This is a genomic window from Pyrinomonas methylaliphatogenes (assembly GCF_000820845.2).
Lineage (GTDB): Bacteria > Acidobacteriota > Blastocatellia > Pyrinomonadales > Pyrinomonadaceae > Pyrinomonas > Pyrinomonas methylaliphatogenes.
The window spans coordinates 155,832-181,413 of record NZ_CBXV010000001.1 but is presented as its reverse complement, the minus strand read 5'-3'; the positions used below and the strand labels follow the sequence as shown (position 1 = coordinate 181,413).

Sequence of the window (25,582 nt, the reverse complement as noted above, 5' to 3'; positions counted from 1 at the left end):
ATCCCTCTCCTCATCTTCGCGCGCGACATCGCCAAGAACTCGATGCCGCGCATAATCTCTTGAGCAAACTTCGTGCCAATCGGCGGACGCGGCTCCATCCAACGATCTTCGCCTCGCGATCTACTCGAAGCGTGTGGCGTCTTTGCTTCCCGGTCCACAATGCCACAGTCTAGGGAGCCATGAAACCATCCTCATAAGCGCATGGTATGAAGCGGTGATGATTAGATTTTCGGAGGTGGCGCAAACCGCGGGGCTTCCATCCCTGCTGATCCACTTGGGAGACGGGAACCAGTTGCCGCTCGATCAACGCATAAAACCGGCGATCAGCAGGACCAACCCCGCGATCCCGACCGCAAGCGCAGCGAACCACAACATACGGCGTTCGACGAGCGCGGCGATCGCGGCGAGCCCGATCGAGACTTGGAATACGGTCACGACCAGAGCGAAGTGATGGTGACGTTCGAGGTTCGCTTCGGCTTCGCGTTCGAGCCGCGCGCGTTCCGCTTCCAGAGCGGTCGCCTCGCGTTGGATCTCTTCTTGCTCAGCGCGCAAACGCGCCGCCTCTTTGCGCGCATTATCGACCTCTTCGCCTGCGACCCGCATCCCGGTCAAAAGCTCGGCTTCGCTTAAGCGGACCGTTTGTTTGACGCTCTTAGCTTGATAGTAGGCCCATTGGTCGGCAGCTTGCGTCTGTTTGAGCACCGCCTCATCCATCTCGAGCAGCGCTTTATTCGCCAAGCTACCCGATTGCAAAGCGGCGATCGCCGTCAGCACGGCGAAGAGCGCCGTCGAAAGGGCAAGCCCTCTTTTCCACGAGGTGCGCTCTTCGCGTAGAACCTCCTCTTGAACCTCTTCAGCTACTCGCTCGACGCTTACCTCTCTGATCTCCATCTCATCCATAGCCTATGCCATTTATCGACTCTGCGTTCTACGCGGTCGCTTGACCAATTCATAGATGAGCGGCATAGCGATCAATGTCAAGACGGTCGCCGTGCACAAACCGCCGATGATCACGATCGCGAGCGGTTTCTGCACTTCGGAGCCCGGTTCGGTCGAAACGGCTGCCGGAAGCAATCCGAGCATCGCTAAACTCGCCGTCATCAACACTGGGCGCAATTGCTGGCGCGCGCCAGCCATCACCGCCTCGCGCAGATTGAAGGCTCTGCGCCTTTTATGGTTGAAAGCTGATACGAGCAACATCCCGATCAGGACAGAGAACCCAAAGAGCGCGATGAAGCCGATGATCGCTGAAACCGAGAGCGTCTGCCCGGTCAACTCGAGCGCAAGCACTCCGCCCACAGCGCCAAACGGGACGCAGAGCAAGATGATGAGCGCATCTTCAACGGAGTTGAAGGCAGCGTAAAGCACCATGAAGATCATCAAGACCGTGACCGGCAAGATCACCTTCAATCTGGCGACAGCCCGCTGCTGATTTTCGAACTGACCGGACCAGATTATCCTATAACCGGGCGGGATGCGCACCTTCTCGCGAACGGCGCGCTGCGCATCGGCGATCGCGCTTCCCAAATCACGCCCGCGCACGTCGAAGCGGACCACGGTGCGCCTTTGATTCGCCTCGCGATTGATGTACGTATACCCCTGCTTGACGACGAGATTAGCGATATCGCGCAAAGGCACCTGTTGTCCGTCGGGCGTTGCAACCGATATGCTGCCGATGCTCTCGACGTCGATTCGCGCCTCCGGTATCAAACGAACGACCAGATCGAAGCGGCGTTCGCCTTGCACGACTTGGGAAGCAACCTTGCCGCCGATGGCCGTCTCGACGACATCTTGAACGTCAGAGACGTTTAATCCGTAACGCGCGGCGCGTGCGCGATCGATCTCGATCTGCAATTGCGCCTGTCCGGCGAGTTGATCGGCTGAAAGCTGCGCAATACCTGGAACGTCGGCGATGGCGGCTTTGATTTCGTTGGCAAGTCGCTGCAGTTCGCCAAGATCATCGCCGAAGATCTTGATCGAGTTGGGCGCCCCTTTGACTCCCGAAACCGCTTCATCCACGTTATCTGTGATCGGTTGCGAGAAATCGTAGATGACGCCGGGGATGGTCTTCAGCTTCGCCTCCATCTCGGCGATCAGCTTCTCCTTCGTCATGCCTGGCCGCCACTCATCTTTCGGGCGCAAGTCGACAAAGGTTTCGGCATTGTTGACGCCCGCCGGATCGGTTCCATCGTCGGGACGTCCGAGTTGTGTGACGGTCGTCTTCACCTCTGGGAAGGAACGCAATATCTGCCGCATCTTCGGCGTCAATTCAGCCGCCGCCGCCAGGCTTATCGAATTCGGCATGGTAGCGCGCACCCAAATCGCCCCTTCGTCAAGTTTGGGCAAGAAATCGGTTCCCAATTGCGAGAAGACGATCGCGCCGATCAGCACAGCGCTGATGATGACTGCAAACGTCGCCGCCCGATTCAGGAGCGAGTAGCGGAGCACCGGCGCGTAAATCCGCTGCGCGATGCGCATCAAAGGATTGGCCCTCTCCTGCGTCCGACGTAAGACGAGCGAGCAAAGCACGGGGATCAGCGTGAGCGAGCAGAGGAGCGCTCCACACATCGCGAACGAGATCGTGAAGGCGAGCGGGCGAAAGAGCTTCCCTTCAACGCGCTGCAAGGTGAAGATGGGGATGAGCGCGAGGATGATGATCAGTTGCGAGAAGAGGATGGGGATGCCAACTTCGCCCGCCGCCTCGGTGATGCGTTCATCTATACTTCGCTCATCGCTCGGTTCATGGACCAGTTTCCCGAAGATCGCCTCGACCATGACGACCGCGCCATCGACGATGATGCCGAAATCTATGGCCCCCAAACTGATCAAATTAGCGGGGATGCCGAACAGGTAGCAGAGGCCAAAGGCCACGAGCAACGCGAACGGGATGACGACGGCAACGACCAAAGCGGCGCGCACGTCGAAGAGGAAGATGAAGAGGACCAACACGACGAGCAGCGCCCCTTCGATCAAATTGCGTTCGACGGTATGGACTGTGCGGTTGATCAATTCCGTGCGATCGTAATGCGGCACGATGCGCACGCCGGCGGGCAGAGAGGCATTCAACTCTTCGGTCTTGGCCTCCACGCGCTTCAGGGTTTCGAGCGCGTTTTCGCCGCGACGCAGCAACACGATCCCCTCGACGACATCGGGCTTGTCGTCTCGACCGACGATGCCGCGCCGCACGCCAGCATCGACGCGCACTTCGGCGATCTGTCCAACCCTGATCGGCGTGCCGTCGCGCGCCGTAATGACGATGTTGCGGATATCATCTTCGTCGCGGATCAATCCGATACCGCGCACGACGTACTCTTCGGCCCCGTGTTGGATGAAATTCCCACCCGCATTGCCGTTGCCGTTTTTGACGGCGGCAAAGACTTGCCCGAGCGTCAATCCGAAGCGACGTAGCTTTGCCGGATCGACGAGCACCTGGAACTGTTTCGTCCCGCCCCCGAAACTGACCACGTCGGCGACTCCGGGGACGGACCGATAGGCGCGTTCAAGCGTCCAATCCTGCAACGCCTTGACTTCGATGAGCGGCATGTCGGGCGGCGCCTGAATCGTATAACGATAGATCTCGCCGGTAGCGCTCGCGAGCGGCCCCAATTGCGCTTGGACGCCTTCGGGCAAAGTCACATTCTGCAAACGCTCGACGATCTGCGCGCGCGCAAAATAGTCATCCGTTCCATCTTCGAAGGTCGCGGTGACGATCGAAAGACCGAAGAGCGAAATCGAACGCAGAACGGCCAGCCGTGGAGTGCCATTGACCTCGGTCTCTATCGGGAAGGTGATCTGTTTTTCGACCTCTTCAGCGGCGTGTCCGGGCCACTGCGTAATGATCTGCACCTGCGTGTCGATGACGTCCGGGAAAGCTTCCACCGGCAGAGCGCGGAAAGCGAGCGCGCCACCGAGCGCGATCAAGAAGCTTAAGGCGACGATCAGGAACTTCTGCCGAAGAGCAAAGGCGACTATCCGCTGTGCGATCACGTTTCGCTCACCTCAACCGATCACATCCTCGCAAACGCGCAAGTCCGCGACCCGCGTCTCAACTCCCCTCCATTCGCCTTTCGGCATCGAGCAGCAAGCTGCCGTTGGTGACGACGCGCTCCCCTTCGCGCAAACCGGATCTGATGATCACTCTCCCTTCTCGTTCCTCGCCCACTTGAACTTCGCGTCTGACGAATTCGCCGGGCGAAGTCTCGACGAAGACGATGTGGCGCTCGCCCTCTGTCACGATCGCTGTGTTCGGCACAGTCAGAACGTCCTCCAACGTCGCCGTGCGCAGGATGACCGTCACGAACATCCCCGGCTTCAACAACTCGCCCGGATTAGCGACGACGCAGCGGAGCGGGATCGTGTGCTTTTCGGGGTCCACGACGCTACCGATTTGATCGACGCGCGCGTTGAAGATGCGATCCGGATAGGCCGCGGCTTTGATCTTGAGCGGAGACCCGACGCGCACGTAGGTTAGCTGATCCTCATAGATATCGGCGTTGACCCAAACGGACGATAGATCGGCGATCATGAAGAGCGGATCGCCGCCGTTTGATTGAACCATCTGGCCCAGTCCGACGTGCCTTTCGATGATGACTCCGTTGATCGGAGCGACGAGCGGGACGAGCCGCGACACCGCGCGCGCTCCTGATTCGAGACGCTCGATCTCCGCCTCGCTTACGCCAGCGTTCCGCAACCGTTCGCGCGCAGCGATGAGCGCCGCCTGCGCGCGCCTTAAATCGTCCGCGGCGCGCGCTTCGTCAGCTTGCGCTTGCTGCAGTTCGCGCTTCGGAATGGCATCGACGTTCGCAAGCCGCTCGGCCCGTTCCCTAGTCCGGCGCGCCAGATCGAACGAAGTGCGCGCCGTCGAAAGCGAAGCGAACGCCTGTTGATAATCGGATTCCAGCCCGATGATGTCGGGCGAGTCGATCACGCCAAGCACTCGCCCAACTCGCACGTGATCGCCGATCTCAGCCCTCAGTTGAACGAGGCGACCGGAAAATTGCGAGAAGACCGGCGTCATCCGCCGGATGGCGACTTTGCCCGGCGTGGTGATCTCTTGTGACATGCTCCGCCGCAAGACGATCTCCGTCGCGACGTTTGCCAGTTGGGCCGGCGCGAGTTTGACCGTTGAAGCCGGCCCCACCTCGACCTTCTCTGTCGCTCGCTCCCTGGCCGCCGGTCGCCGGTGCAACACCGACCATGTGATCGCGAGTAACAGCAAAAAGAGCGCCAGCGATCCTATCAACTTCATCGCACGGCGTTTTCTCGCCCGCTTTCGCCCTGTATCTGCGATGTCCCGCCGCTCCTCCTGATCGAAGGGGGCCTCGCGTTCCACTTCCGGTTCGATCACGCCTTGGCTCATATCCATACCTCGCCGAATCTTCTACTTCACGATCGAAGTTCCGGTCGCATACTCGAGTTGATAGAGGCTCATCAGGAAATCGTAGCGCGCTTGGTTGTAATCGAGGCGAACCTGATTGTAGGCGCGTTGCGCGTCGAGGAAATCGAGCAAGCCCTTCGCACCTTCGCGATAAGCTATCTCTTCCGTCCGCCGGACATCTTCGGCAGCACGCAGAACATCGCTGCTGAAAGCGCGCAAACGATCGCGGCTCGTGCGGTAGGCGATGAAAGCCTTTTCAACATCGGTCAGAGCTTGCGTTTCAGCTTGCCTCAACTGCGCTTCCGCCTGCAGTTCGAGTGCCGTCGCTTGTTCGATGGCCGCTTGCGCACGCGGACCAACCTTTAGCGGGACGCTCAAAACTATGCCGACGGTGTTATCGCTCCCGTTGCGCGCATATTGCCCTCCGATCGTCACATCGCGCACGCGCTGGGCGGCGGCCAATTGCACCCCGATCTTGGCGGCATCGACGGCAAGACGCGCCGCTTGTACATCGGGCCGGTTGGCGAGCGCCATCTGGCGAAGATCGTCTATCCACAGAAGCACCGGGATGACATCGAGATCTCCATCAATGATCTGCAAATCCGCATCGTTCGCCGACTGCCCGCCGGTCAATTGCACGCTAGCATTCGATGGCGCATCTCCGACGCCGATCAGGTTCAGAACATCGCGCACAGCTTGTTGATAGCCCTGTTCAGCGGTCGCCGCTTCATGCTCCAACTCAAATTTCTGAATCTCGATTCTCCGCAGATCAACGCCCGCCGTGTACCCTTCCCTGTACTGCGCCTGTAGGATCTGCTCCGTCCGCTCGAAGTGCGCGAGGTTCTCACGCGCGACGCGCAGATTCTCGCGCGCGAGGACGGCGCTAAAGAAAGCTTGCCGAAGTTGGAAAAGTTGTTGACGCAAAGCATCTCTTAGTTGCGCTTCGGCGACCCGGACATTCAGTTCGGCTTGTGCGACGCGCAATCCGCGTTTATTCCCCCGCTCAATCAACTGGTCCACTTCGACCGTATAGGTCGAATTCGCCGCGACGTTATCGCCCGTCCTGAGAGCGAGCGATGGATTCGCGAATAGGCGCGGGATGGTCAATTGCGTCGCGCTGACGCTGAGCGTCGGGTTGGGGCGCAACCCAGCCGCGATGCGTTGCGCGCGCACGGCATCGACGTTATATCGCGCCGCCAGTACGGCCAGATTCCTTTTCATCAACAGATCGGTCGCCGCCGCAAGCGATAATTTCGTCGGCACTGACTGCGCGGCAGCCCCCATCTCAAGGAAGAGAACCATCAACACGCAAAAGCAGAACCTGGCGTCCCGAGACGCAAACTCTCCCTTTCCGCTCGCAGAACGCATCTTCTGACCCACACGCTGCCCCGAAAATCCAAGCTTCGCGCTAATGCCGCTCAGTTAAGTTTTTCAGTTTAACCGGCTGAAGATGAGTCAAAGATGAAGAAGAGATGAAAAAACTTTCATCCATCGGCGCGCCGGCGATTCAGCGATCCGTTCCTCTTGCGCCGCACACACCGAAGCGCATCCCTTCCCCTCATGGGTTTGCGCTGAGTGAAGAGCCGGTGCCAGTGGGATGAAGAGCGTGAAACGCGACCCCTTACCTAACTCGCTTTCGACCTCGATCCTCCCGCCGTGGGCTTTAGCGATCGCTTGGCAGATCGCCAGTCCCAATCCGGAGCCCTGAGGTTCGCGGGCGCGCGCGTTGTCGGCGCGGTAGAACCTTTCGAAGATATGCGGCAGAGCTTCAGGGGGGATGCCGATCCCCGTATCGCATACGTCGAGCCGCGCAAAACCATCCGCCGTCAAAGCCGCCTCGATCGAAACCTGCCCGCCGCGCGGCGTATAGCGCAGCGCATTGCTCAGCAGGTTCATGATCACATGTTCGAGCGCGAGACGATCTCCTTCGAGCAGGATAAGCTGCGGGGCGTTGACGTAAACTTCGATCTCGCGTTCTTTGGCGAGCGGCGAAAGGCGCGCACACGCCTCGGCGATCAGGTCGTTGAGAACAATCAGATCTTTGACGATCTGCTGCTCTCCGGCATCAGAACGAGCGAGCAACAGCAAGTTGGCCGCCAACCGCGAGAGGCGCTCGATCTCTTCGAGGTTGCTCCGCAGGAGAGCCTCATATTCTTCCGGCGTGCGCCGTTCGAGCAGAGCAACTTCCGTCTCGCCCTTCAAGACGGTAAGAGGGGTGCAAAGTTCATGGGAAGCATCGGCAGTGAAGCGACGTTGCGCATCGAAAGCATGATCGAGGCGCGCGAGCAGTTGATTGAACACCTTGACCAGTTCGTCTATCTCGTCGCCGGTCCTCGGTTCAGGCAGCCGCTCATGTAAATTGCGTTCGGTGAGGCGCTGCACGGCAAGCGAGATCTCGCTAATCGGACGCAGCGCCCGCCGCGCCAGAAGCAAGCCGCTCACTCCAGCCAAGACGAGCACGGCGATGATGATCGCCGCGATTCGACGCGAGAGCGTACCTATTTCGGCCCCGACGAATTCGGTCGGGACGGCGACGATGACGACGAACGGCTCGAACTGCGGGCGCAAGACAGGGATATAGATCATGCGCAAACGCCCAACGTCAGGGACATCCGCCGTCTGATAGCCGATCTCGCCGCGCATCGCCCGTCGCACCAACTCATCGCTGATCGGCAGAGGCTTCGGCAGGTTGATCGAGAAATCGACGATGCGGCCTTCGCGATTGACAACCGTGACATACTTCTGGATACGAAAAGCGCCGTAACCGGGAAGCATGCGGTAATCTATGTCGCTGACCGTCGCATCATCGGGAGCGCGCAAACCACGGTCACGCAACCGCGCAACGACGCCTTCCGCTTCAGTCGCACCTAACACCCAAAGCGTGGCGTCGAGCCGTCGCTCGGCCATGCCTTGCAAGATGAGGATGATGAGCGTTGCGGCACCCGCCAGCAACGTGGCGAGCACGGCGATGTACCAAGCCGTCAAACGAGAGCGGAAAGAGAGCGGCATAACCTCTCGGACGCCCGTTTAACTCGGATCTTCGATCATGTATCCGGCGCCGCGCACAGTTTGAATGAGCTTCGGTTCGAACCGACGATCTATCTTGTCACGCAACATCTTGATCATCACATCGACGATGTTGCTCGTCGGATCGAAATGCATGTCCCAAACCTGTTCGATGATCTCGGCGCGGGTGACTACCTGCCCGACGCGCCGCGCCAGCAGTTCGAGCAGCGCGTACTCTTTGGGGGTCAGCGCGATGACCTGGCCGCCGCGCGTGACGCGCCGCGTGACGGGATCGATCGTCAGATCGGCTATCGCGATCGGCTGCAAAAGCGGGCGCCCGCGCCGCCGCCCGAGCGCGCGCACGCGCGCCAGAAGCTCCGTAAAATCGAAGGGCTTGGTTAAATAGTCGTCCGCGCCGCTATCGAGCCCAAGCACTTTGTCGGCAGTCGAATCCTTCGCCGTCAAAATCAGGACCGGAAGATCGACGCCGCGCGCGCGCAAACGACGGCAGAGCTTACGCCCATCTTCGTCGGGCAACATGCAATCGAGGATCAACAAGTCGTAATCCTGAACGGAGACGAGATAATCGGCCTCGGCAGCCGTTGACGCGATGTCAACGACGTTCTGCGCCTGCTCCAATCCGCGCTTGATGAAGCTCGCCACCTTCGGCTCGTCTTCTACCACGAGAATGCGCATCGCATCCTGACCGAACGAAATAAAAAATGGGGCACGAACGGTAAAGCAAAGGTCGTGCCCATCCGTGCCCCCAAAGGTGCGATCATCCTCTGCGACCGCTTGGTTCGATCACGTTCAGCCACATGACTTGCCCCTAACAGCCATGGCACCTCACGTGATTCATGCGAGACCTGTGTGCTGCGCACCTCTCGCTCGCTTCGGCTGAAGCGCCGTTGAGAACCAGCAACACCTGACGCGAAGGAAGATACCCCGAAACGCATGAAGAAAGGATGAAGATTGGATTAAACTTTTTTCATTTTAGCCCGCATGTCCCAGGCGGCCACACGACGGGACAAAAAGCCACACAACGATGCTTCGACCTCTCGCGGGCCTGCTCCGCCACTCAAGCGGAATGACGGCCCAATGACGATCTGATCCTCGCCCTCACAGCGCGTGGCGCGACGTTTGCTATCTACCAAACGCTCGATCTGAAGATGAAATGGGCCGATGAGATCTCAGTAGATCCGGCCAAGTGGATGGCTGAAGCGCGCCTGCACGTCAGCGGCGAAGCCGATTACTTGGCCGATCATTTCCCCGCTTGGCCAACGCTTCCCGGTGCGCTGATGCTCGAAGCGGCGGCGCAAGCGGCATCGGCTCTGTGGCGCGCTTTATGCCACGAAGGAGAACGAGCTTTCTCATCTTACCTCGAACGGATCGAGCAGTTACGCATCACGCGCCGCGTCGAGCCGGGAGAGACCTTCATCGCGCGCGTGATCTTGAAAGGGTTGAGCGACGGCGCGGCTGACTTCGAAGCTCAAGGTATGGTCGCAAACGAACGCTGCATGCGCGCTCGGTTTCGTTTGCGAGATGCGGCGAGCGAGGGCGTGCAGCGGAGAGGAGATTCAAATCGGTCAATCGAGGTGCAACGATGACGCGCGAAGAGATTCATGAAAAGGTCGCCGATGTACTCGTTCAGGCGCTCGGCGTCAGCCGAGCTGAAATCAAACCGGAGACTTCCCTCGTCGGCGATCTCGAAGCCGAATCGATAGATTTTCTCGACATCATTTTCCGTCTGGAGAAGACCTTCGGGATCGAGGTCGCTCGCGGCGAACTCTTCCCGCAAGAGATGTTACGCGATCCGCAACTGGTCCAGGGCGGAAAGTTGACGGAAGCCGGTGTAGCGGCGCTTCGGGATCGCTTTAATTTCACCGATCTATCGCAACTCACCGTCGGGCAGAACGTTGAAGAACTCGTGAACGATCTGTTGACCGTGCGAACGATAGTTGATTACGTCGAGAGCAAACTGCGTCTCGCTTCATCTGCGACCGTATGAGCGTTGAGCGTTCACCAGTCGAGCTTAAAGAGTTGCTCGAAGCCGAAGACGTGCCAAGCGACTTGCGTCTCGATGGAGGAACCGTCGCGCGCCCGACGGTCGCGGAGGCGCTCGAAGCAGCCGAACCGTTCCTCGCGCTGCTGGCCGGAAGGCGTAGCGTGCGGCAGTTTGCGCCCGATGCGCCGCCGCGCGAACTCATCTTGCGCGCGATCGAGGCGGCGACTTACGCGCCTTCGGGAATGAACAAGCAACCGTGGCGCTTCGTCGTGGTGACCAATGAAGAGGTCAAGATGGAGATGGTCGCGCGCGTCAGCCGCGAAATCGAAACGATCATCGCGCTTCTCGCTGGCGATCAATTCGCCGACAAAGTGAGTGGATACTTGCGTAACTATGCAACGCTTTTTCGGCGCGCGCCCGTCATCATCAACGTCCTCTACCGCGAGTATGGACAGGTGATCGCCAGTCTCCTCGAACGCGCGCAGATCTCCTATCCGGAGAACCAAGAAGAGGCGGCCAATCCTGCGATGCAAAGCGTCGCCGCCGCTATTCAGAACTTGCAATTAGCCGCGCACGCGCTCGGTCTGGCCACTTGTTGGATGACCGCTCCGCTTTTCGCCAAACGACAACTGCACGAACTGCTCGGGATCGAACCTCCCTGGGAATTGGTGGCGGTCGTCCCCTTAGGCTACGCGGCTAATCCGCGTATCAGCGCACCGCGGCGCATCCGCTTCGATCGCGTCGTGCGCTGGATCGAGTGATCGAGTGAGGATCGAATCCGTTAAGATGCGTTCAATATCGGCATGGCGAACATCCTTTATGCTGGCGTTGTGTGCGCTCGCTTTCGGCTGCGGGCGGCGCGCGCCGTTCGAAGGAGAAGCTCCGGCGCCACAAACATCGTCGCCTTCAAGCGCGCCCATCTCGTGGGCCGAAATCGCGCAAAGTTACGCCAGCGTGCGCGACTACACCTGCCTCTACGAGAAGCAGGAGCGCGCCATCTCCAACGGCGAGAAGCAGACGATCAGATTCTATTTTCGCAAACCTTTCGACGTGCGGTGCGATTGGCTGAACGATCGCGGTCGCGTTGACCAAACCGCCATCTATCGCGCAGGAGAGAATGGTGGCAAAGTGCTCGCGCGTCGAACTGGTCCACTCGGTTCGCTCTTCGGCACTCTGCGCCTCGATCCGAACGATCCGCTCGCGCTCGCCGATTCGCGCCATCCGGTGACGCAAGCCGGCATCGGATACATCATCGAGCGCGTCGCGCAAGAACTGTCACGACACAACATCAAGATGGATTACTTGGGCGAGGATCGAGGCGATGGGCGCGCGCTTTACAAATTCGCTTTGACCGCGACCGGGCCGCTCCCTCCCGATCTCGATGGCGCGCATCACGCTTTCATTTGGGTGGACGAAAAGCTCAGATTGCCGGTCGCCATCGAACTTTATGATGCTTCCGGTGCGCTCATCGAGCGCCATCGCTTCAAAGATATGCGCGTCAACGTCGGTTTGGATGATCGAACGTTCGCTTTTCAGTGAGGAGCGAGATCGGCAGTTACTTCGATGCGAGCCACAGATAGACAGATCGTGATCACCGGATACGGCGCGATCTCGGCATTGGGCAACGATGTCGATTCGCTCTGGCGATCGCTACTTGAGGCGCGATCGGGCGTCGCGCCGATCAGCGCCTTCCCTACCGGCGACTTCCGCCCAAACTATGCCGCGGAAGCGCGTGAATTCTCGCCCGAGGCGCTGGATCTAGCGCCGCGCAAACTGAAGCTGATGGGGCGCCATGCGCAATTTGCCCTTGCCGCCGCACGCGAAGCTGGCCGAACGGCGCGCTTGATCGGCGGCGAACCTTTTTACCCACCGTCGCGATTGGGCGTCGTCCTCGGCACCGGGATGCTCAACGCCGATGTCGCCGATCTCGGACGCGCTTTCGCTGCCACCGCTCAAGAGCGAAGAGGCGAAAAGATGCGGTTCGATCTCGCCGCCTTCAGTAGATATGGCGTCCCGCAACTCTTCCCGCTCTGGCTTTTGCGCCATATCCCGAACATGACGAGCGCGCACGCCTCAATCGCGCTCAATCTTCAAGGACCAGCCAACACAATCATGAACGGCTGCGTCGCCTCTCTCGCGGCCATCGGTGAAGCGAGGCGCCTTATCGCGCGAGGCGAAGCTTCGGCGGTTTTCGCCGGCGGGACCGACGCGCGCATCTCGCCGTTGGCCCTTCTGCGCTATCGCGATCTAGGCTGGCTCGCTACACGTGATGACGTGCCGCCCATCGCCGTCAGTGCCCCGTTCGATGCACACGCTGCCGGGTTCGTCTGCGGCGAAGGGGCGGGCGCGCTTCTTCTCGAAGATGAAGAAGCGGCGCGCCAGCGCAACGCGCCCATTCGCGCCGCGATCATCGGATACGGCGCCGCTAATGAGGCTGGCGATCCGCTCCATCCTTCGCCCGAAGGACGGGCGCTGGCGCGCGCCATCACGATCTGCCTGCGACGGAGCGGACTCGCGCCCGATGAAATAGATGCGATCTTCGCGCCGGCGATATCAGTGCCCGATTTCGATCGCGCAACGGCTTGCGCGCTGTCGACCGTCTTCGCGCGCTGCCGACCGTTTGTCACGGCGACGCGCTCTCTGTTGGGACATGCGCACGCGGCTTCGGGAGCTTTTGATCTGATCGCCGCGGTGAAAGCCCTTGAGGCCGGGCAACTCCCGCCGACGATCAACCTCGAGCGACCGATCGCCGATTTCGCTTTCGTCACCGAAGGGGCGCGCGCTGCAAGGCTCGATCACGTGTTGATCGCAGGATATGGCTTTGGCGGCCACGCCGCGGCGCTCATCTTGCGGAGGGTGGACCGATGAAACGGCGCGTCGTCATCACCGGACTGGGAGTCATTTCGCCCATCGGCAACGGCTGCACGGCCTTCTGGCAATCGCTCATCAGTGGCCGCTCGGGCATTCGCGCCATCAGCCGCTTCGATGCTTCGGGTCTGCCCGTGCGCATCGCTGGCGAGATCACCGATTTCGCTCTCGAAGATTACTCTCCGGCGCCAATCGAATATCTGACTTCCGATGGAACGCGCCTCAAGTTCGATCTGCGTACGCAATACGCGATCGCCGCCGCCGAACTGGCCGTGCGCGAAGCGGCGCTCACGGTGTCGCAACTGGCCGAAGCCTGCCTCTATTTCGGCTCCGGCGAAGGGCCCAATGATCTCGAATGGCTGGCCCAATTGCTCAGCCCTTACGCGCTATCGGAAGGTTGCGATACGGCAAGATTGCTCAGCGAAGCGCGCGACCCATCCTTCGCCCTTCACGATCAGTTGATGGAAGCGACGATCCCCGCTTCTGTGATCGCATCGCGCTTCGGGATCGAAGGCGAAGTCACTACGTGTCTGACGGCTTGCGCCGCGAGCGCGCAAGCCATCGGCGAAGGGATGCGCCGCATACAAACGGGCGAGTGCGACGTCGCGCTGGTCGGCGGCGCACACGCGATGACAGCCCCGCTCGATGTGATCGGATTCGCCTCTCTTTCAGCGCTCTCCACGCGAAACGAAGAGCCGACGCGCGCTTCGCGCCCTTTCGACCTACGCCGCGACGGCTTCGTGCTCAGCGAAGGAGCCGGCGCGCTCGTCATCGAAGAACGCGAACACGCGCGACGACGCGGCGCGCGCATCCGCGCGGAGCTTCTCGGTTACGGACTATCGAGCGACGCCTACCGGATCACCGACATGCATCCAGAAGCGCGCGGCCCCATTGCCGCCATCAACGCTGCGTTACAAGATGCGGGCCTCGATCCTGAAGAGATCGGATATGTGAATGCGCACGGCACCTCGACGCTCGAGAATGATCGCACGGAAACGCTCGCGCTTCACCGCGCCTTCGGGAAAGCGGCGCCGCACATTCCGGTCAGTTCGACCAAGTCCATGACAGGTCACATGGTCGCGGCTGCCGGAGCGGTCGAACTGATCGCCACGGTGCTCGCCCTCGAAGCTCAACTCTTACCGCCGACGATCAACCTCGAAGAGCCCGATCCGGAATGCGATCTTGACTATGTGCCGAATCGAGCGCGCCACCATGAGTTTCGCTTCGCGATGTCGAACTCATTCGGCTTCGGCGGACAGAACGTCGCACTCATCATCGGCAAGGATGGAAGCTGAAAAGATATGCGCGATAGGACGAGAGCGATTCTGCTGACCGGCGTGGGAACGATCGGGCGCGAACTCCTCCTCGCGCTTGTGCGTCGGACCGATTACAAGATCGCCATCATCATTCGCCCCCGCGCGCGTCGGACCGCGGAAGAACGCGCGGCGCGCGTCTTCGATGAAATCGGTCTGACGGCAGAGGAGCGCGCGCGCGTGGAGGTCGTCGCCGGAGACCTCACGCTCGATGGACTCGGTTTGGAGCCGACGGTCGAAGCGCGTTTGATCGCTTCAACCGAAATCATCATTCACACCGCCGCCGTCACTTCGCTGACCGCCGATCGCGCGCTGTGCGAATCGGTCAACGTCAACGGGACGGCCAATCTTTTGGTCTTCGCCGGTCGCGCGCTCGGCGAAGGCATTCTGCGAAGGTTCATCCATTTGAGCACGGTCTTCGTCGTCGGCAGCGGGAAGCGAGGCGTGGTCAAAGAGGATCATTTGGCCCCGACGCCATGCCATCTCAACCATTACGAGTGGAGCAAATACGAGGCGGAGCGAATCGTGCGCGCGACGATTGGCGTCGGCCTGCCGGTCACCATCTTGCGCCCGAGCATGGTCGTCGGCGACACCGTCACGGGATGGACTCGCGATTTTAACGTCATCTATCCGTTGCTGCGATTGATGTCGAATGGGTGGATTTCGCGCTTCCCGGCGCGACCCGATGCGCGGGTTCATCTCGCCCCGATCGATTTCGTCGTCGAAGCCACGCTGCGGGCGATGGAAGCTGACTGGGCCATCGGTCGGACTTTCCACCTGACATCGCCGACGCCGCCTACTGTCGAAGAACTGCTCGCTTGCGATGAGTTCTTCCCCGCCGGCGCGAGCCGCCCACGGCTGTGTCCGCCGGACCAATTTGAGATCGCTGAGTGTCCGCCGCGCGAACGCGAACTGCTCGAATCGGTGGCCTTTTGTTTCCCTTACTTCAATCTGCAATTGTCGTTCGAGACGGCGAATGCGGCGCGGTTGATGCCGCTTCCCGTAACGGATGCGGATTACCTGCGGCGGCTCGGCCGTTACGCCGTCGAAAGCGGTTATCTACGCCGCATCGCCGCATGATGAGGATCGCCCGATGCGCTACTTGCTCGTTGACCAGATCTTGGATCTTGCCGTTGGCGATCACATCCGCGCGCTCAAGAACGTCACAGCGAGCGATGCGTTCGCCGTGACGCGCGCGTCGGGTCACATCGTGCTGCCCGCTTCGATGATGCTCGAAGCGATGGCGCAAGCTGCGGGCTTGCTCGTCGCCGCGAGCTGGCCCGACGCTCAACCGCTCCTCGCCAAAGTCAACGGTTTCCAAACTAACGCGGAAGCGCGTCCGGGAGCGAGGCTGCTCATCTCGGCGCGCTTGGCCGAGGCGCGCGCGATGGAAGGGTGCGCGCTCTCCGCATCGGCAGAAAGCGATGACGGCTTGCGCGCCGAAGCGACCATTTACCTCGCGCTCGTGCCCTTCGCCGGCGAAGCGCAGCGCGATGAAGCGCGCGCGCGACTGATGGGTTTATTCCCCCAAATTTTCGCTCGAGCGTGATCTTTCGATCGGGAGGCGAAGATGAAGAAGCGATTGATCTTGAAAAACGCGCTCAAACAGTTGTGCCACGGCTTCAACCGCCCGTTCATGGTCATGTTCGAGACGACGCTTCATTGCAACATGAAATGCGTCTACTGCGCCATCTGGCAGAACCAGTTGCCGGAACAACGCGCCGTGCGCGAACGGATCTTCAAACGGATGGATGAGGCCGCGGAGATCGGCGTCTTCGCGTGGAGCTTTTCGGGCGGCGAACCGCTGCTCAATCCCAACATGCCCGACTACATCGAATATGCCGCGCGCAAAGGCTTCTACACTTCGATGCCGACCAACGGCCTTGCGCTCAAGAAGTACGCCGAGGCTTGCGCCAAACTCGATCTACTCGAAATTTCGATCGACACGCTCGACCGCGAAAAGTTCGCTCGCCGTCGCGGACTCGACGGGTTGCCGACGATCCTCGACGGACTCGACTATCTGCTCGGCAAGTACGAACACAATACGATCCAGATCAACGCCGCCGTCGATCTCGACAACCTCGACGATCTACCGGCTCTGGCCCGGTTCTGCGAGGAGCGAGGGCTTATCTTGCATACCGAAGCCGTTCACAACGTCGTGCGCACGACGTGGCGCACGGAGAACGTCGAACTCGAGCGCGAAGCGCTGGATTATGTCGCCGCGCGTTTGATGGAGCTCAGGCGACAGTACAAGTGCATACGCTTCTACAAGGACTACTACCGTTTCTATCGTGAGGGCGGGTTTTCTGAAAAGTTCCCGTGCCGATCCGCTTCGCATCTGATCAACATCCGCCCTGATGGATCGGTCCAGTTCCCATGCGCTTTCGTCAACCTGCATCGCGGCGCGCCGGAGATGAGTTTGCGCGAGATCTACGCTTCGCCCGAGGTGCGCGAAATCATTCGCCAATCGCCGCGCATGTGGGACTTCTGTCGCGGATGCAAAATCGGTTGCCCTTACGAAGTCTCCTCGTATCGCAACAGCCCGTTGACGGCGCTGCGCAACGCGCTCGATTTCCTTCGTTGGAACTGAGGTGCAGAGATGGCGACGATGATCGAAATGATGACGGAAGAGCGGGCGAGAAGGCGCACTGATGACGGAGCGGCACTCGCCGTCCGCATCCGCGAGCTGACCAAACGTTTCAAGGATGGCACCGTCGCCAACGACCGAATCCGCTTCGATGTTCGATGCGGCGAAATCCTCTCCATCCTGGGCCCCAACGGGGCAGGTAAAACGACGCTTTTGCGACAGCTATCGACCGAATTGCGCCCGACCTCCGGCACGATCGAGGTCTTTGGCCTCGACGCGATCTCCTCGCCACAAGCGGTGAAAAGTTTAATGGGCATCGTGCCGCAAGAGGCCGGTTTGTTTGACGCGCTGCGGGTCGCCGAACATCTCACGCTCTTCGCGCGATTGAAAGGGCAAGGCACAGGTGAGGCGCAACGAACCGCGCTCGAACTCGCCCGGAAGCTCGATCTCGAACGAGAGATGACGAAGCGCGTCGGGACGCTCTCCGGCGGACAGAAGAGACGCTTGCTCATCGGGTTGGCCTTCATCGGCAAACCGCCGCTCTTGCTTCTCGATGAGCCGACGACCGGACTGGATCCGGATTCACGCCGCGTCGTCTGGCGAGCCATCAAAGAGGCGCAAGCCGAAGGGGCAACGGTCATCCTTTCGACGCACTACATGGAAGAGGCCGAACATTTGAGCGATCGCATCGCGATCATCTGCGAGGGAAGGCTCGCCGCCTTCGGCACGCTCGCTGATCTATCCGAACGGGTCACACGAAGCTACCGCGTCAGCTATCGCGATCCGCGCGATGCGCAGCGATCCTGCATTCGACATTTTGCGACGTTGTCAGACGCGCAGGCGCATGTCACGCGCTTGCGCCTCAACGAATATCAGATCGCGCGCGCGTCGCTCGAAGACATCTACTTTCAGATCACAGGTAAGCCTTTTATCTCAGCCGATGGGGAGAGCTACGTCGAGAGGCGATGATGGGCCTGCGAAGAAGATTGAACGAGGTCGAGTGCGTCTTTCGCATCCATCTGGCCAGACTGCGCGTCGAAGCTGGGCCGTTCATCCTCGCTGCGCTCATCTTTCCGACGGCGATCTATCTGTTCGCGCAAGCTATCGGAAACACGACCGGACAGAGCGAACAGCAGACACGCTTCCTCGCCGGTTCGATAACTTTCTCGATTTCGCTCACATCGATCAGCTGGCTCGGCTATCTGCTGCTCGAAAACCGATTCACCGGACGCTTGAAACTTTTCGCCACATCGCCACTAGCGCCCTCTTCATATCTCTTCGGCATCCTCACCTTCGCGCTCGCGCAAACGGCGCTCGGCACGAGCGCGTTGCTCATCGTCGCCCGCTTCTTCGGGATCGACCTCAAGCTGAGCCCGTTGCCTTTCATCGTAGCGATCGGCTTGGGAGCACTGTGTCTATGCGGCTTGAGCGTCGTGGTGGCGACGCGCGCGCGCAGTTTCAGCGAAGGCTCGCTGTTGACCGACGCGCTCGGCGCCGGTCTGGTCTTCCTCGCGCCCGTCTACTACCGCGCCGAGGTTCTGCCGCGCCTGATGCGTCCGATTGCGGAGTGGTTACCCACGGCCTGTGTTGAACGCGCCATCTTATGCGCGCTGAGAGGGGATGAAGCGCCGATGGCCGATTTTCTGGCGCTTTTCGCGATGACCGGCATTGCGCTCGCGCTCGGCGTGCGCAGTCTGCGTTGGACCGAGGATTGAAGGGGAGATGGGAGAAATCGCCTTGAACGAAGTCGCTTACGAACCGAAGAAGGAGCGCGCGCTCGTGCTGACGCTTTCGTTCGGTTACGGGCACGTGCGTGCCGCACAAGCGATCGCTCAGCAACTCCGCACCATCCTTTCGCCGGAGCGCGTTCTTCTCCTCGACGCGCTCGATGGATGTCGCTTCTTTTTCCATCTCTTCTATGTCTGGCCATATTGGGCGATGATTCGCCACGCGCCTAAATTATGGGCGCGGCTTTTCACCGCACGCCGCCACCACATGCACAAGAAGACGGCGCCCGCTCTCCTCTTCGAATGGGGATGTGCCCACGTTTTCCGCACCATCGAAAGCTTCGCGCCCGACGTGATCATCGCCGTCGAAGTCGCGGCTTGCGAAATAGCGGCGCTCGCGCGACGGCGCGGGCAAACGGAAGCGCGCATCCTCGCCGTCATCACCGATTACGAGACAGAGCCCGTTTGGGTTCAAGACGAAGTCTCGCACTACGCCGTCGCAGACAGCCATACAGCCGAACAACTCTGCGCATGGGGCGTCAGAAAAGATGCGATCAGCGTAACCGGCATCCCAAGCATCACGGAAACTGGAAGCGAGAAGAAGGCACTTGCCCACCACCGTCTCGATGATGGCCGCCCGGTGGTCTTATTGATGGGCGGCGGGATGGGACCGACGCGGATGGATCAAGTCGCGGCGCATCTCTGCTCTTGCGGCGAGCCGCTACAGTTGATCGCCATCGCCGGGCGCGATGAGCGCGCGCGCCGCGCGCTCGCGCGTTTACAAGCTACACCTCCAGTCACGCTACACCGTATCGGTTGGACCGACGATGTCCCGTCTTTCATGAAAGCCGCTGACGTGCTGATCAGCAAACCGGGCGGGCTCACGTTGACGGAAGCGGCCAATTGCGCACTGCCGCTGGTGCTCTACGATCCGATCCCCGGACCAGAAGAGAAGAACGCGATGAGGCTCGTCGAAGGCGGCGCGGCTCTCCTAGCGCGCGATCCGAAACAGGCAGCCGAATATGCGCTCGCTCTGCTCCGTGACGACGCGCGCCGACAAGAGATGAAGGTGCAACTTGCGCGCTTCGCCGCATCCGATGCCGCGCAGCGAATCGCCCGTCTGGCGCTTCACGGTGAGGATCCGCGCATGAGCGCTGATGGGCGATCCGAGGATGGCTTTTATCGAAACTCGCAAACGTACCAAACGGTTGAACCGATCGCGCAAAGGGCATGAGGCAGATCGCATACAAATCGAGTTTTGAAGAGAACGTAGCGATGGGGCATGGCCCAATCTGGCTGCTCGCCATCGCCAACGGGGCGGGCCACATGCGCACGGCTTCTTCAATCGCCTCGGCGCTCCGAGCGCATGGGGATTTGAACTTACGGATCATCGAGATCTCGAGCTACATGAGCGCGATCGCGCGCTTCACACACGTTACGGCGTATCTATGGCTATTGCGCTATGCCCCGACGCTCTGGGATCGCATAGATCGCTACCAAAAGCAGCGCCCGAGGACCAGTCCGGCATGGTACTACCGCTTGAACTGCCGCCAGCTATTCGAGCTTGCGCGAAGCGTTCGACCGCAGGCGATGGTCGCAACTGAAGTAGGATGCTGCGAGATCGCCGCGCTCATCAAGCGCGATCTGGCGCTCGATTGTCCGATCGTCGCCGTCAACACTTGCTACGACGCCGACCGCGCGTGGGTTCAACCTGAGGTCGATCTCTATGGGGTGATGACCGAAAGCCTACGCGAAGCTTACATCGCCAACGGCGCGCCGGCCTCTTCCGTAGTCGCTTGGGGGTTGCCACTGGCGCCGGAGTTCAAATCGATGCCCGCGCGCGCGGAGGCGCGAAAAGCCGTGTGTCAGAGGTTCGAGCTCACGCCAGAACTCCCTCTGCTTCTCATCGCCGGCGGAGGCGAGGGGTTGAATCTGGCTGAGATGCTGGACCAGGCCATTCGGCATGTCCCGCGCGCTCAACTCATCGTCCTTGCCGGACGGTGCGCACGCTTGAAGGAAAAATGCGAAAAGCTCGCCGCGAAAGCGAAGGCGCGCGTGCGCGTTCTCGGCTGGACCGATGAGATGCCCTTGCTCATGCGCGCAGCCGATCTGGCGGTGAGCAAATTGGGGAATTTCTTCGACGAAGCGTTGGTCGCCGAACTACCGATCGTCGCTCCGCTTCCGCCGCCCGGAGCCGAACGCGCGCAACACTCTTTGCTCGAACTTTGGGGAGTCGGCTGCGCGGCTAAGACCGCACGCGAAGCGGCGACGATCGCGGCGCGCCTTCTCGCCGATCCAATGCGCCTTGAACGCATGCGACGCGCGTGTCGCGCACACAAGCGCGAAGGCGCCGCCGATCGGATCGCGGCTTGGATCATCGAGGCGATAACGAAGAGACGGATTGGAGCGATGTTCCGACATGACGCTTAACTTGCCAACGATCCCTCTCGCGTTCATATGCGCCGCCAGTGGCGCGTGGGGAGCTGTCTATTATGCGACCTACGCGGTCCGTTCGCAGCTGCTCGGGCGCACTCGCTGGCGCGGCAGAGCGGAGACCAACGCAGTGGCTCTCACCTTCGATGACGGTCCATCCGACCAAACGCCGGAAGTCCTCGATGTTCTAGCGAGGCACGATGTACGCGCTGCCTTCTTCATGATCGGTCGCGAGGTCGAACGCCGTCCCGATCTAGCGCGCGAAGTTGCGGCGCGCGGGCATGAGATCGGCAATCATTCCTACTCGCATCCGATCTATCTCTACTGCCGCGCGCATCGCACGCGATGGGAACTCGAACGCGCGCAAAGAGCGATCTTCGCAGCGACGGGCATCTTACCGAAGGTCGCCCGCCCGCCTTGCGGCGTGCGCACGCCGGCCTACTTTCGCGCCGCGCGTGAATTGGGTTTGGAGACCATTCAGTGGACCGTCACCGGTTTCGATTGGAAGAAGAGGGATGCTGCGGAGATCGCGCGCGCAGTCCTTCATCGCCTCGAGCCCGGCGCGATCATCCTGCTGCACGATGGCGACAGTTCCGGGAAAAGCGATCGGCGCGCGACCGTGGCGGCGCTCCCCATCATCATCGAAGGCGCGCGCTCTCGCGGATTGAGCTTCGTTTCGCTCGATGAACTGCTCGCTGGATGAACCGGTCCAGTCAATGGGTGAAAGGGTTGAGATATGAAAAACGTTCTCTTTCTCGACTTCGATGGGACGATCACGCAGTGCGACGTAACGGATTTGATCCTCGAAGCCTTCGCCGAGCCGCAATGGCGCGCGATCGAGGCCGACTGGGAGGCTGGACGCATGGGATCACGCGATTGCCTTCACGCCCAGATGCGATTGGTTCGCGCCTCGCGTCGGGAATTGGACGATCTGCTCGATAGCATCGAAATCGACGATGGATTCGGCGGCCTGCTGGAAGTTTGCGCCTGTAATTCCATTCAGGTTCACATAGTCAGCGAAGGATTCGATTATTGCATCCGCCGCATCCTCGCGCGTTCGGCTGAACTTACGCCGCTTCTTCGCGGCGTCCGCATTTGCGCCAGTCATCTCGAACCGGAAGGGGATCGCTGGCGCATCGAATTCCCCTTCGCTCATCACTCCTGCCCTCACGGTTGCGCGACTTGCAAACCGATGGTGATGCGACTTCTCGCACGCGCCAGCGCGCGCGCCATCTTTGTCGGCGATGGCCTTTCCGATCGTTACGCAGCACAGCACGCCGACGAAGTCTTCGCGAAAGGCAGACTGGCCGACTTCTGCGCCACGCGCGGTATCGCGTTCTTCCCTTATGCCCGGCTCGCCGAGGTCGCCGCTCATCTCGCCGCGCGCGGCGATGCGCTAAACGGGCGAGCCGACGAAGAGATTCTGGTCGGAATGGAGGCATCATGAAGGCTGAAGGTTACGAAGCAAGAACACGGCTGGTCCAAATTCAACGCCGCGCGAGCGAAGATGAACTGCGCGAATTGGAGCGCGAATATTGCTCGTGGGGCGATACGGTCCACTATCTCGAAACTCCGAAATTCTTCGCGCGATGCGAAGGAAGTTATCTCTACGATGATGACGGGCGACCGTATCTCGATCTGCAGATGTGGTATTCGGCGGCGAGTTTCGGCTACGCCAACGAGCGATTGCAGGCTGCGCTCAAAAGACAGTTGGAGAGATTGCCGCAACTCGCCTGCCAATATCTCCACGCCGAGAAGGTCTTGCTCGCCGCGGCCATCGCCCGCCTGAATGAATCGAAGTTCGGCCTCAAAGGGCGCGTGCATTTCAACGTCGGCGGCGCACAAGCGATCGAAGATTCGCTCAAGATCGTGCGCAACGAGACCGGCAAATCTTTGGTCTTCGCCTTCATGGGCAGCTACCATGGACGAACGCTCGGCGCCTCGGCGATCACGTCGAGCTATCGCTATCGCCGACGCTATGGGCACTTCTCCGACCGCGCCCATTTCGTTCCCTTCCCATATTGTTTCCGCTGCCCTTACGGCAAACGGCGCGACGATTGCGGCCTTTACTGCGTCGAACAGTTCGCCCGTCTGTTTGAGACCGAGTATCACTCTTTCTGGGATGCGAAGGCGGGCGAATGTGAGTTCGCCGCCTTTTACATCGAACCGATCCAAGGGACCGGCGGATATATCGTCCCGCCGCCCGGTTATTTCCGCGCGCTCAAACGAATCCTCGATGAACACAAGATCTTGCTCGTCGACGACGAGATCCAGATGGGCTTCTATCGCGCGGGGAAATTCTGGGCCATCGAGAATTTCGATGTCGCGCCGGACATCATCGTCTTCGGCAAAGCGCTGACCAACGGTCTGAACCCGCTATCCGGCATCTGGGCGCGCGAGGAGTTGATCTCGCCGGCGAAGTTTCCGCCCGGCTCGACGCATTCGACGTTCTCGTCGAATCCGCTCGGCACCGCCATCGGCTTAGAGACGATCTCGATGCTCGAAGAGAAAGACTACGAAGAGATCACGCGCCGCAAAGGAGGATATTTCCTCGATCGCTTGCGCGAGCTTCAGCGCCGCTATCCCAAAGTGATCGGCGACGTTGACGGGATGGGGATGGCGTTGCGAATCGAGATCTGCGCCGAAGATGGATATACGCCAGACCGCGAACTGACCGACCGCATCTTCGCCGAAGGTTTGCGCGGCGACCTCGATGGGCGCGGTCGCAAAATGGGTTTGGTCCTTGACATCGGCGGTTACTACAAGAACGTCTTCACGCTCGCGCCTTGCTTCGACATCACGTATGAGGAGATCGACCTAGCGATCGATTTGCTGGACCAACTGATCCGCCGCTGCGCTCCAGATCGCACTTGATAGAGATGAGGGCACTTTCGTTTCTAACTATTGCCGACAATTTGGAAGCGCTCGCCCTGCGCGCCGCGCATCCGCGCTTAGCGGTGGGCGCGCTCAGCCATCTCCCGCCGTCACTTCTCGGCGCGATCCAACGCGCGCGCTTTCGCCAGACGCTGCGTTTCGTCGCTGAACACTCCCCCTTCTATCGCGAGCAGTTCAGCCGCCATCGGATCGACATCGAGAGGATCGAACATCCGCAGCAGCTCGGTGACTTCTACACGACTGGCGAAGACTTGCGTCACTACGGGGCCGAAGCCTTCTTGACCGGCAGGCCCGAGACGGCTTTTGAGACTACGGGGACGACCTCAGCGATCCCTAAGCGCGCCTTCTTTTCCGACGAAGAGATGGACCGAGCGGGGCGTCTGGCGGCCATCTGCCTTCGCCTGCTCGGCCTAGAACGCGCGGATCGCGTGGCGAGCGCTTTCGACTGCTCGTTCTGGGTTTCGCCCGCCATCCTCCGCGCGACGCTGAAACACATCGGATGTTTCCACATCGAAGCGGGCAAGATCGAACCGCTCGAATTTTACGAACGGATTCGCTCATACCGCCCGACCGTCATCTTCGGTGAGCCGTCGTGGCTCTCCCGTCTGACCGATGTGGCCGAAGAGCGCGGCACATGGCCCATAAAATTCCTTTTCGCCGGGGGCGAGAACATCGTCGAGAGCGCGAGGCGGCGGATCGAGCGCGTATGGCGCGCGCCGCTCTATCTGAACTACGGCCAGACGGAAGCCTTCGGCGCGCTTGGTATCGAATGTCAAGCTCAAGCCGGTTATCACCGTAACGACCTCGATTTCTTCTTCGAGATCGCCGATGCGGATGCCGATGGTTACGGCGAACTCGTCTACACGACGCTCACGCGCCGCGTCATGCCGCTGATTCGCTATCGCGCAGGCGACATCACGCGCCTGATCGAAGAGCCCTGCGCGTGCGGGTGGCCCACCCGAAGGATCGCGAAGATCCGCGCCCGAAGCGATGAGATGGTCGTTTGCGGCATGGGCAACGTCGGGCCGTGGGTGTTCGCCGAACTGTTGCGCGATACGCCTTTAGCGACCGCCGAATGGCAAGCCGCAGTCGAGCACGACGGCCAATGCGATGTGATCGAACTGCGCGTCGAGACAGAACTGGCGACACCGGATTTAGAGCGCCTCATCCTCGCGCGACTGCGCGAACGGTTCCCGGATTTTTGGAAGAACTACGAGATGCGCCTCTACAAGCTGCGCGTGCGCCCAGCAGCGCGCGGCGAGTTACGTCGCGGAAGGAAGCTCAAACTGATTTTGGACCGCCGACCGACAGTCGTCGGAGAGCGGAGCACGGATCAAACGCTCTTTTATCCCATGGCGATCTGAGAGAGGA

23 protein-coding genes are annotated in these 25,582 nt (G+C 60.5%); 17 read left to right on the top strand and 6 right to left on the bottom strand.

The genetic code is table 11. The features are described 5' to 3' along the window. Nucleotides 1–303: 303 nt before the first annotated feature. The 6 genes from PYK22_RS00720 to PYK22_RS00695 form a co-directional block, all read right to left on the bottom strand. Nucleotides 304–891, bottom strand: coding sequence for a DUF4337 domain-containing protein (locus tag PYK22_RS00720; protein WP_157770588.1), 588 nt, complete (start codon nt 889–891; stop codon nt 304–306). A 21-nt stretch (nt 892–912) separates the two neighbouring features. After that, entirely contained in the window at nt 913–3,987 is a 3,075-nt protein-coding gene (locus tag PYK22_RS00715) for an efflux RND transporter permease subunit (RefSeq protein WP_211197565.1), read from the bottom strand. A 58-nt stretch (nt 3,988–4,045) separates the two neighbouring features. Continuing rightward, nucleotides 4,046–5,359 carry an efflux RND transporter periplasmic adaptor subunit gene (locus tag PYK22_RS00710; RefSeq protein ID WP_157770587.1) on the bottom strand — a complete coding sequence of 438 codons (1,314 nt, stop codon included), beginning with the start codon at nt 5,357–5,359 and terminating at the stop codon, nt 4,046–4,048. A gap of 21 nt (nt 5,360–5,380) precedes the next feature. Then, entirely contained in the window at nt 5,381–6,679 is a 1,299-nt protein-coding gene (locus tag PYK22_RS00705; RefSeq protein WP_041973169.1) for a TolC family protein, read from the bottom strand. 153 nt (nt 6,680–6,832) lie between these two features. Beyond that, nucleotides 6,833–8,386, bottom strand: coding sequence for a sensor histidine kinase (locus tag PYK22_RS00700; protein ID WP_041973166.1), 1,554 nt, complete (start codon nt 8,384–8,386; stop codon nt 6,833–6,835). 18 nt (nt 8,387–8,404) lie between these two features. After that, the gene (locus PYK22_RS00695) at nt 8,405–9,079 is read right to left on the bottom strand and encodes a response regulator (RefSeq protein ID WP_041973163.1); all 675 of its coding nucleotides are present in this window, start codon (nt 9,077–9,079) and stop codon (nt 8,405–8,407) included. A gap of 473 nt (nt 9,080–9,552) precedes the next feature. On the opposite strand from PYK22_RS00695, the gene PYK22_RS16170 reads away from it, so the two are divergent. From PYK22_RS16170 to PYK22_RS00610, 17 genes are read left to right on the top strand one after another with little or no spacing between them, the layout of a single operon-like run. After that, nucleotides 9,553–9,990 carry a hotdog family protein gene (locus PYK22_RS16170; protein WP_060635182.1) on the top strand — a complete coding sequence of 146 codons (438 nt, stop codon included), beginning with the start codon at nt 9,553–9,555 and terminating at the stop codon, nt 9,988–9,990. Then, nucleotides 9,987–10,391 (top strand): acyl carrier protein, encoded by a 405-nt coding sequence (locus PYK22_RS00685; RefSeq protein ID WP_041973161.1) that lies wholly within the window; start codon nt 9,987–9,989, stop codon nt 10,389–10,391. The genes PYK22_RS16170 and PYK22_RS00685 overlap by 4 nt, the downstream gene beginning before the upstream one ends. Beyond that, on the top strand, nt 10,388–11,149 hold the full coding sequence (locus PYK22_RS00680; RefSeq protein WP_060635181.1) for a nitroreductase family protein: 762 nt from the start codon (nt 10,388–10,390) through the stop codon (nt 11,147–11,149). The genes PYK22_RS00685 and PYK22_RS00680 overlap by 4 nt, the downstream gene beginning before the upstream one ends. Nucleotides 11,150–11,207: 58 nt before the next feature. After that, nucleotides 11,208–11,927 (top strand): DUF1571 domain-containing protein, encoded by a 720-nt coding sequence (locus tag PYK22_RS00675; RefSeq protein ID WP_041973159.1) that lies wholly within the window; start codon nt 11,208–11,210, stop codon nt 11,925–11,927. A gap of 24 nt (nt 11,928–11,951) precedes the next feature. Next, nucleotides 11,952–13,256 carry a beta-ketoacyl-[acyl-carrier-protein] synthase family protein gene (locus tag PYK22_RS00670; protein WP_041973156.1) on the top strand — a complete coding sequence of 435 codons (1,305 nt, stop codon included), beginning with the start codon at nt 11,952–11,954 and terminating at the stop codon, nt 13,254–13,256. Then, nucleotides 13,253–14,551: a beta-ketoacyl-[acyl-carrier-protein] synthase family protein gene (locus PYK22_RS00665; RefSeq protein ID WP_041973154.1), complete on the top strand. Its 1,299-nt coding sequence runs from the start codon at nt 13,253–13,255 to the stop codon at nt 14,549–14,551. The genes PYK22_RS00670 and PYK22_RS00665 overlap by 4 nt, the downstream gene beginning before the upstream one ends. A gap of 6 nt (nt 14,552–14,557) precedes the next feature. After that, the gene (locus PYK22_RS00660; protein ID WP_060635180.1) at nt 14,558–15,649 is read left to right on the top strand and encodes an SDR family oxidoreductase; all 1,092 of its coding nucleotides are present in this window, start codon (nt 14,558–14,560) and stop codon (nt 15,647–15,649) included. Between the two features lie 13 nt (nt 15,650–15,662). Continuing rightward, nucleotides 15,663–16,118: a hotdog family protein gene (locus PYK22_RS16165; protein WP_060635179.1), complete on the top strand. Its 456-nt coding sequence runs from the start codon at nt 15,663–15,665 to the stop codon at nt 16,116–16,118. Nucleotides 16,119–16,139: 21 nt separating this feature from the next. After that, nucleotides 16,140–17,159 (top strand): radical SAM protein, encoded by a 1,020-nt coding sequence (locus tag PYK22_RS00650; protein WP_041973151.1) that lies wholly within the window; start codon nt 16,140–16,142, stop codon nt 17,157–17,159. A gap of 9 nt (nt 17,160–17,168) precedes the next feature. Next, nucleotides 17,169–18,125, top strand: coding sequence for an ABC transporter ATP-binding protein (locus tag PYK22_RS00645; protein ID WP_060635178.1), 957 nt, complete (start codon nt 17,169–17,171; stop codon nt 18,123–18,125). Next, nucleotides 18,125–18,871: an ABC transporter permease gene (locus PYK22_RS00640; protein WP_041973149.1), complete on the top strand. Its 747-nt coding sequence runs from the start codon at nt 18,125–18,127 to the stop codon at nt 18,869–18,871. The genes PYK22_RS00645 and PYK22_RS00640 overlap by 1 nt, the downstream gene beginning before the upstream one ends. 7 nt (nt 18,872–18,878) lie before the next feature. Beyond that, a complete protein-coding gene (locus PYK22_RS00635; protein ID WP_041973146.1) occupies nt 18,879–20,117 on the top strand; it encodes an MGDG synthase family glycosyltransferase in 1,239 nt (412 codons plus the stop codon). Continuing rightward, nucleotides 20,114–21,313, top strand: coding sequence for an MGDG synthase family glycosyltransferase (locus PYK22_RS00630; RefSeq protein WP_041973143.1), 1,200 nt, complete (start codon nt 20,114–20,116; stop codon nt 21,311–21,313). Before PYK22_RS00635 ends, PYK22_RS00630 begins: the two co-directional genes overlap by 4 nt. Further along, nucleotides 21,303–22,019, top strand: coding sequence for a polysaccharide deacetylase family protein (locus PYK22_RS00625; protein WP_060635177.1), 717 nt, complete (start codon nt 21,303–21,305; stop codon nt 22,017–22,019). The genes PYK22_RS00630 and PYK22_RS00625 overlap by 11 nt, the downstream gene beginning before the upstream one ends. 33 nt (nt 22,020–22,052) lie before the next feature. Next, nucleotides 22,053–22,763 (top strand): MtnX-like HAD-IB family phosphatase, encoded by a 711-nt coding sequence (locus PYK22_RS00620; protein ID WP_060635176.1) that lies wholly within the window; start codon nt 22,053–22,055, stop codon nt 22,761–22,763. After that, on the top strand, nt 22,760–24,190 hold the full coding sequence (locus PYK22_RS00615) for an aspartate aminotransferase family protein (RefSeq protein WP_041973140.1): 1,431 nt from the start codon (nt 22,760–22,762) through the stop codon (nt 24,188–24,190). Before PYK22_RS00620 ends, PYK22_RS00615 begins: the two co-directional genes overlap by 4 nt. A 5-nt stretch (nt 24,191–24,195) precedes the next feature. Beyond that, the gene (locus tag PYK22_RS00610) at nt 24,196–25,575 is read left to right on the top strand and encodes a phenylacetate--CoA ligase family protein (RefSeq protein WP_157770586.1); all 1,380 of its coding nucleotides are present in this window, start codon (nt 24,196–24,198) and stop codon (nt 25,573–25,575) included. Nucleotides 25,576–25,582: the final 7 nt, after the last annotated feature.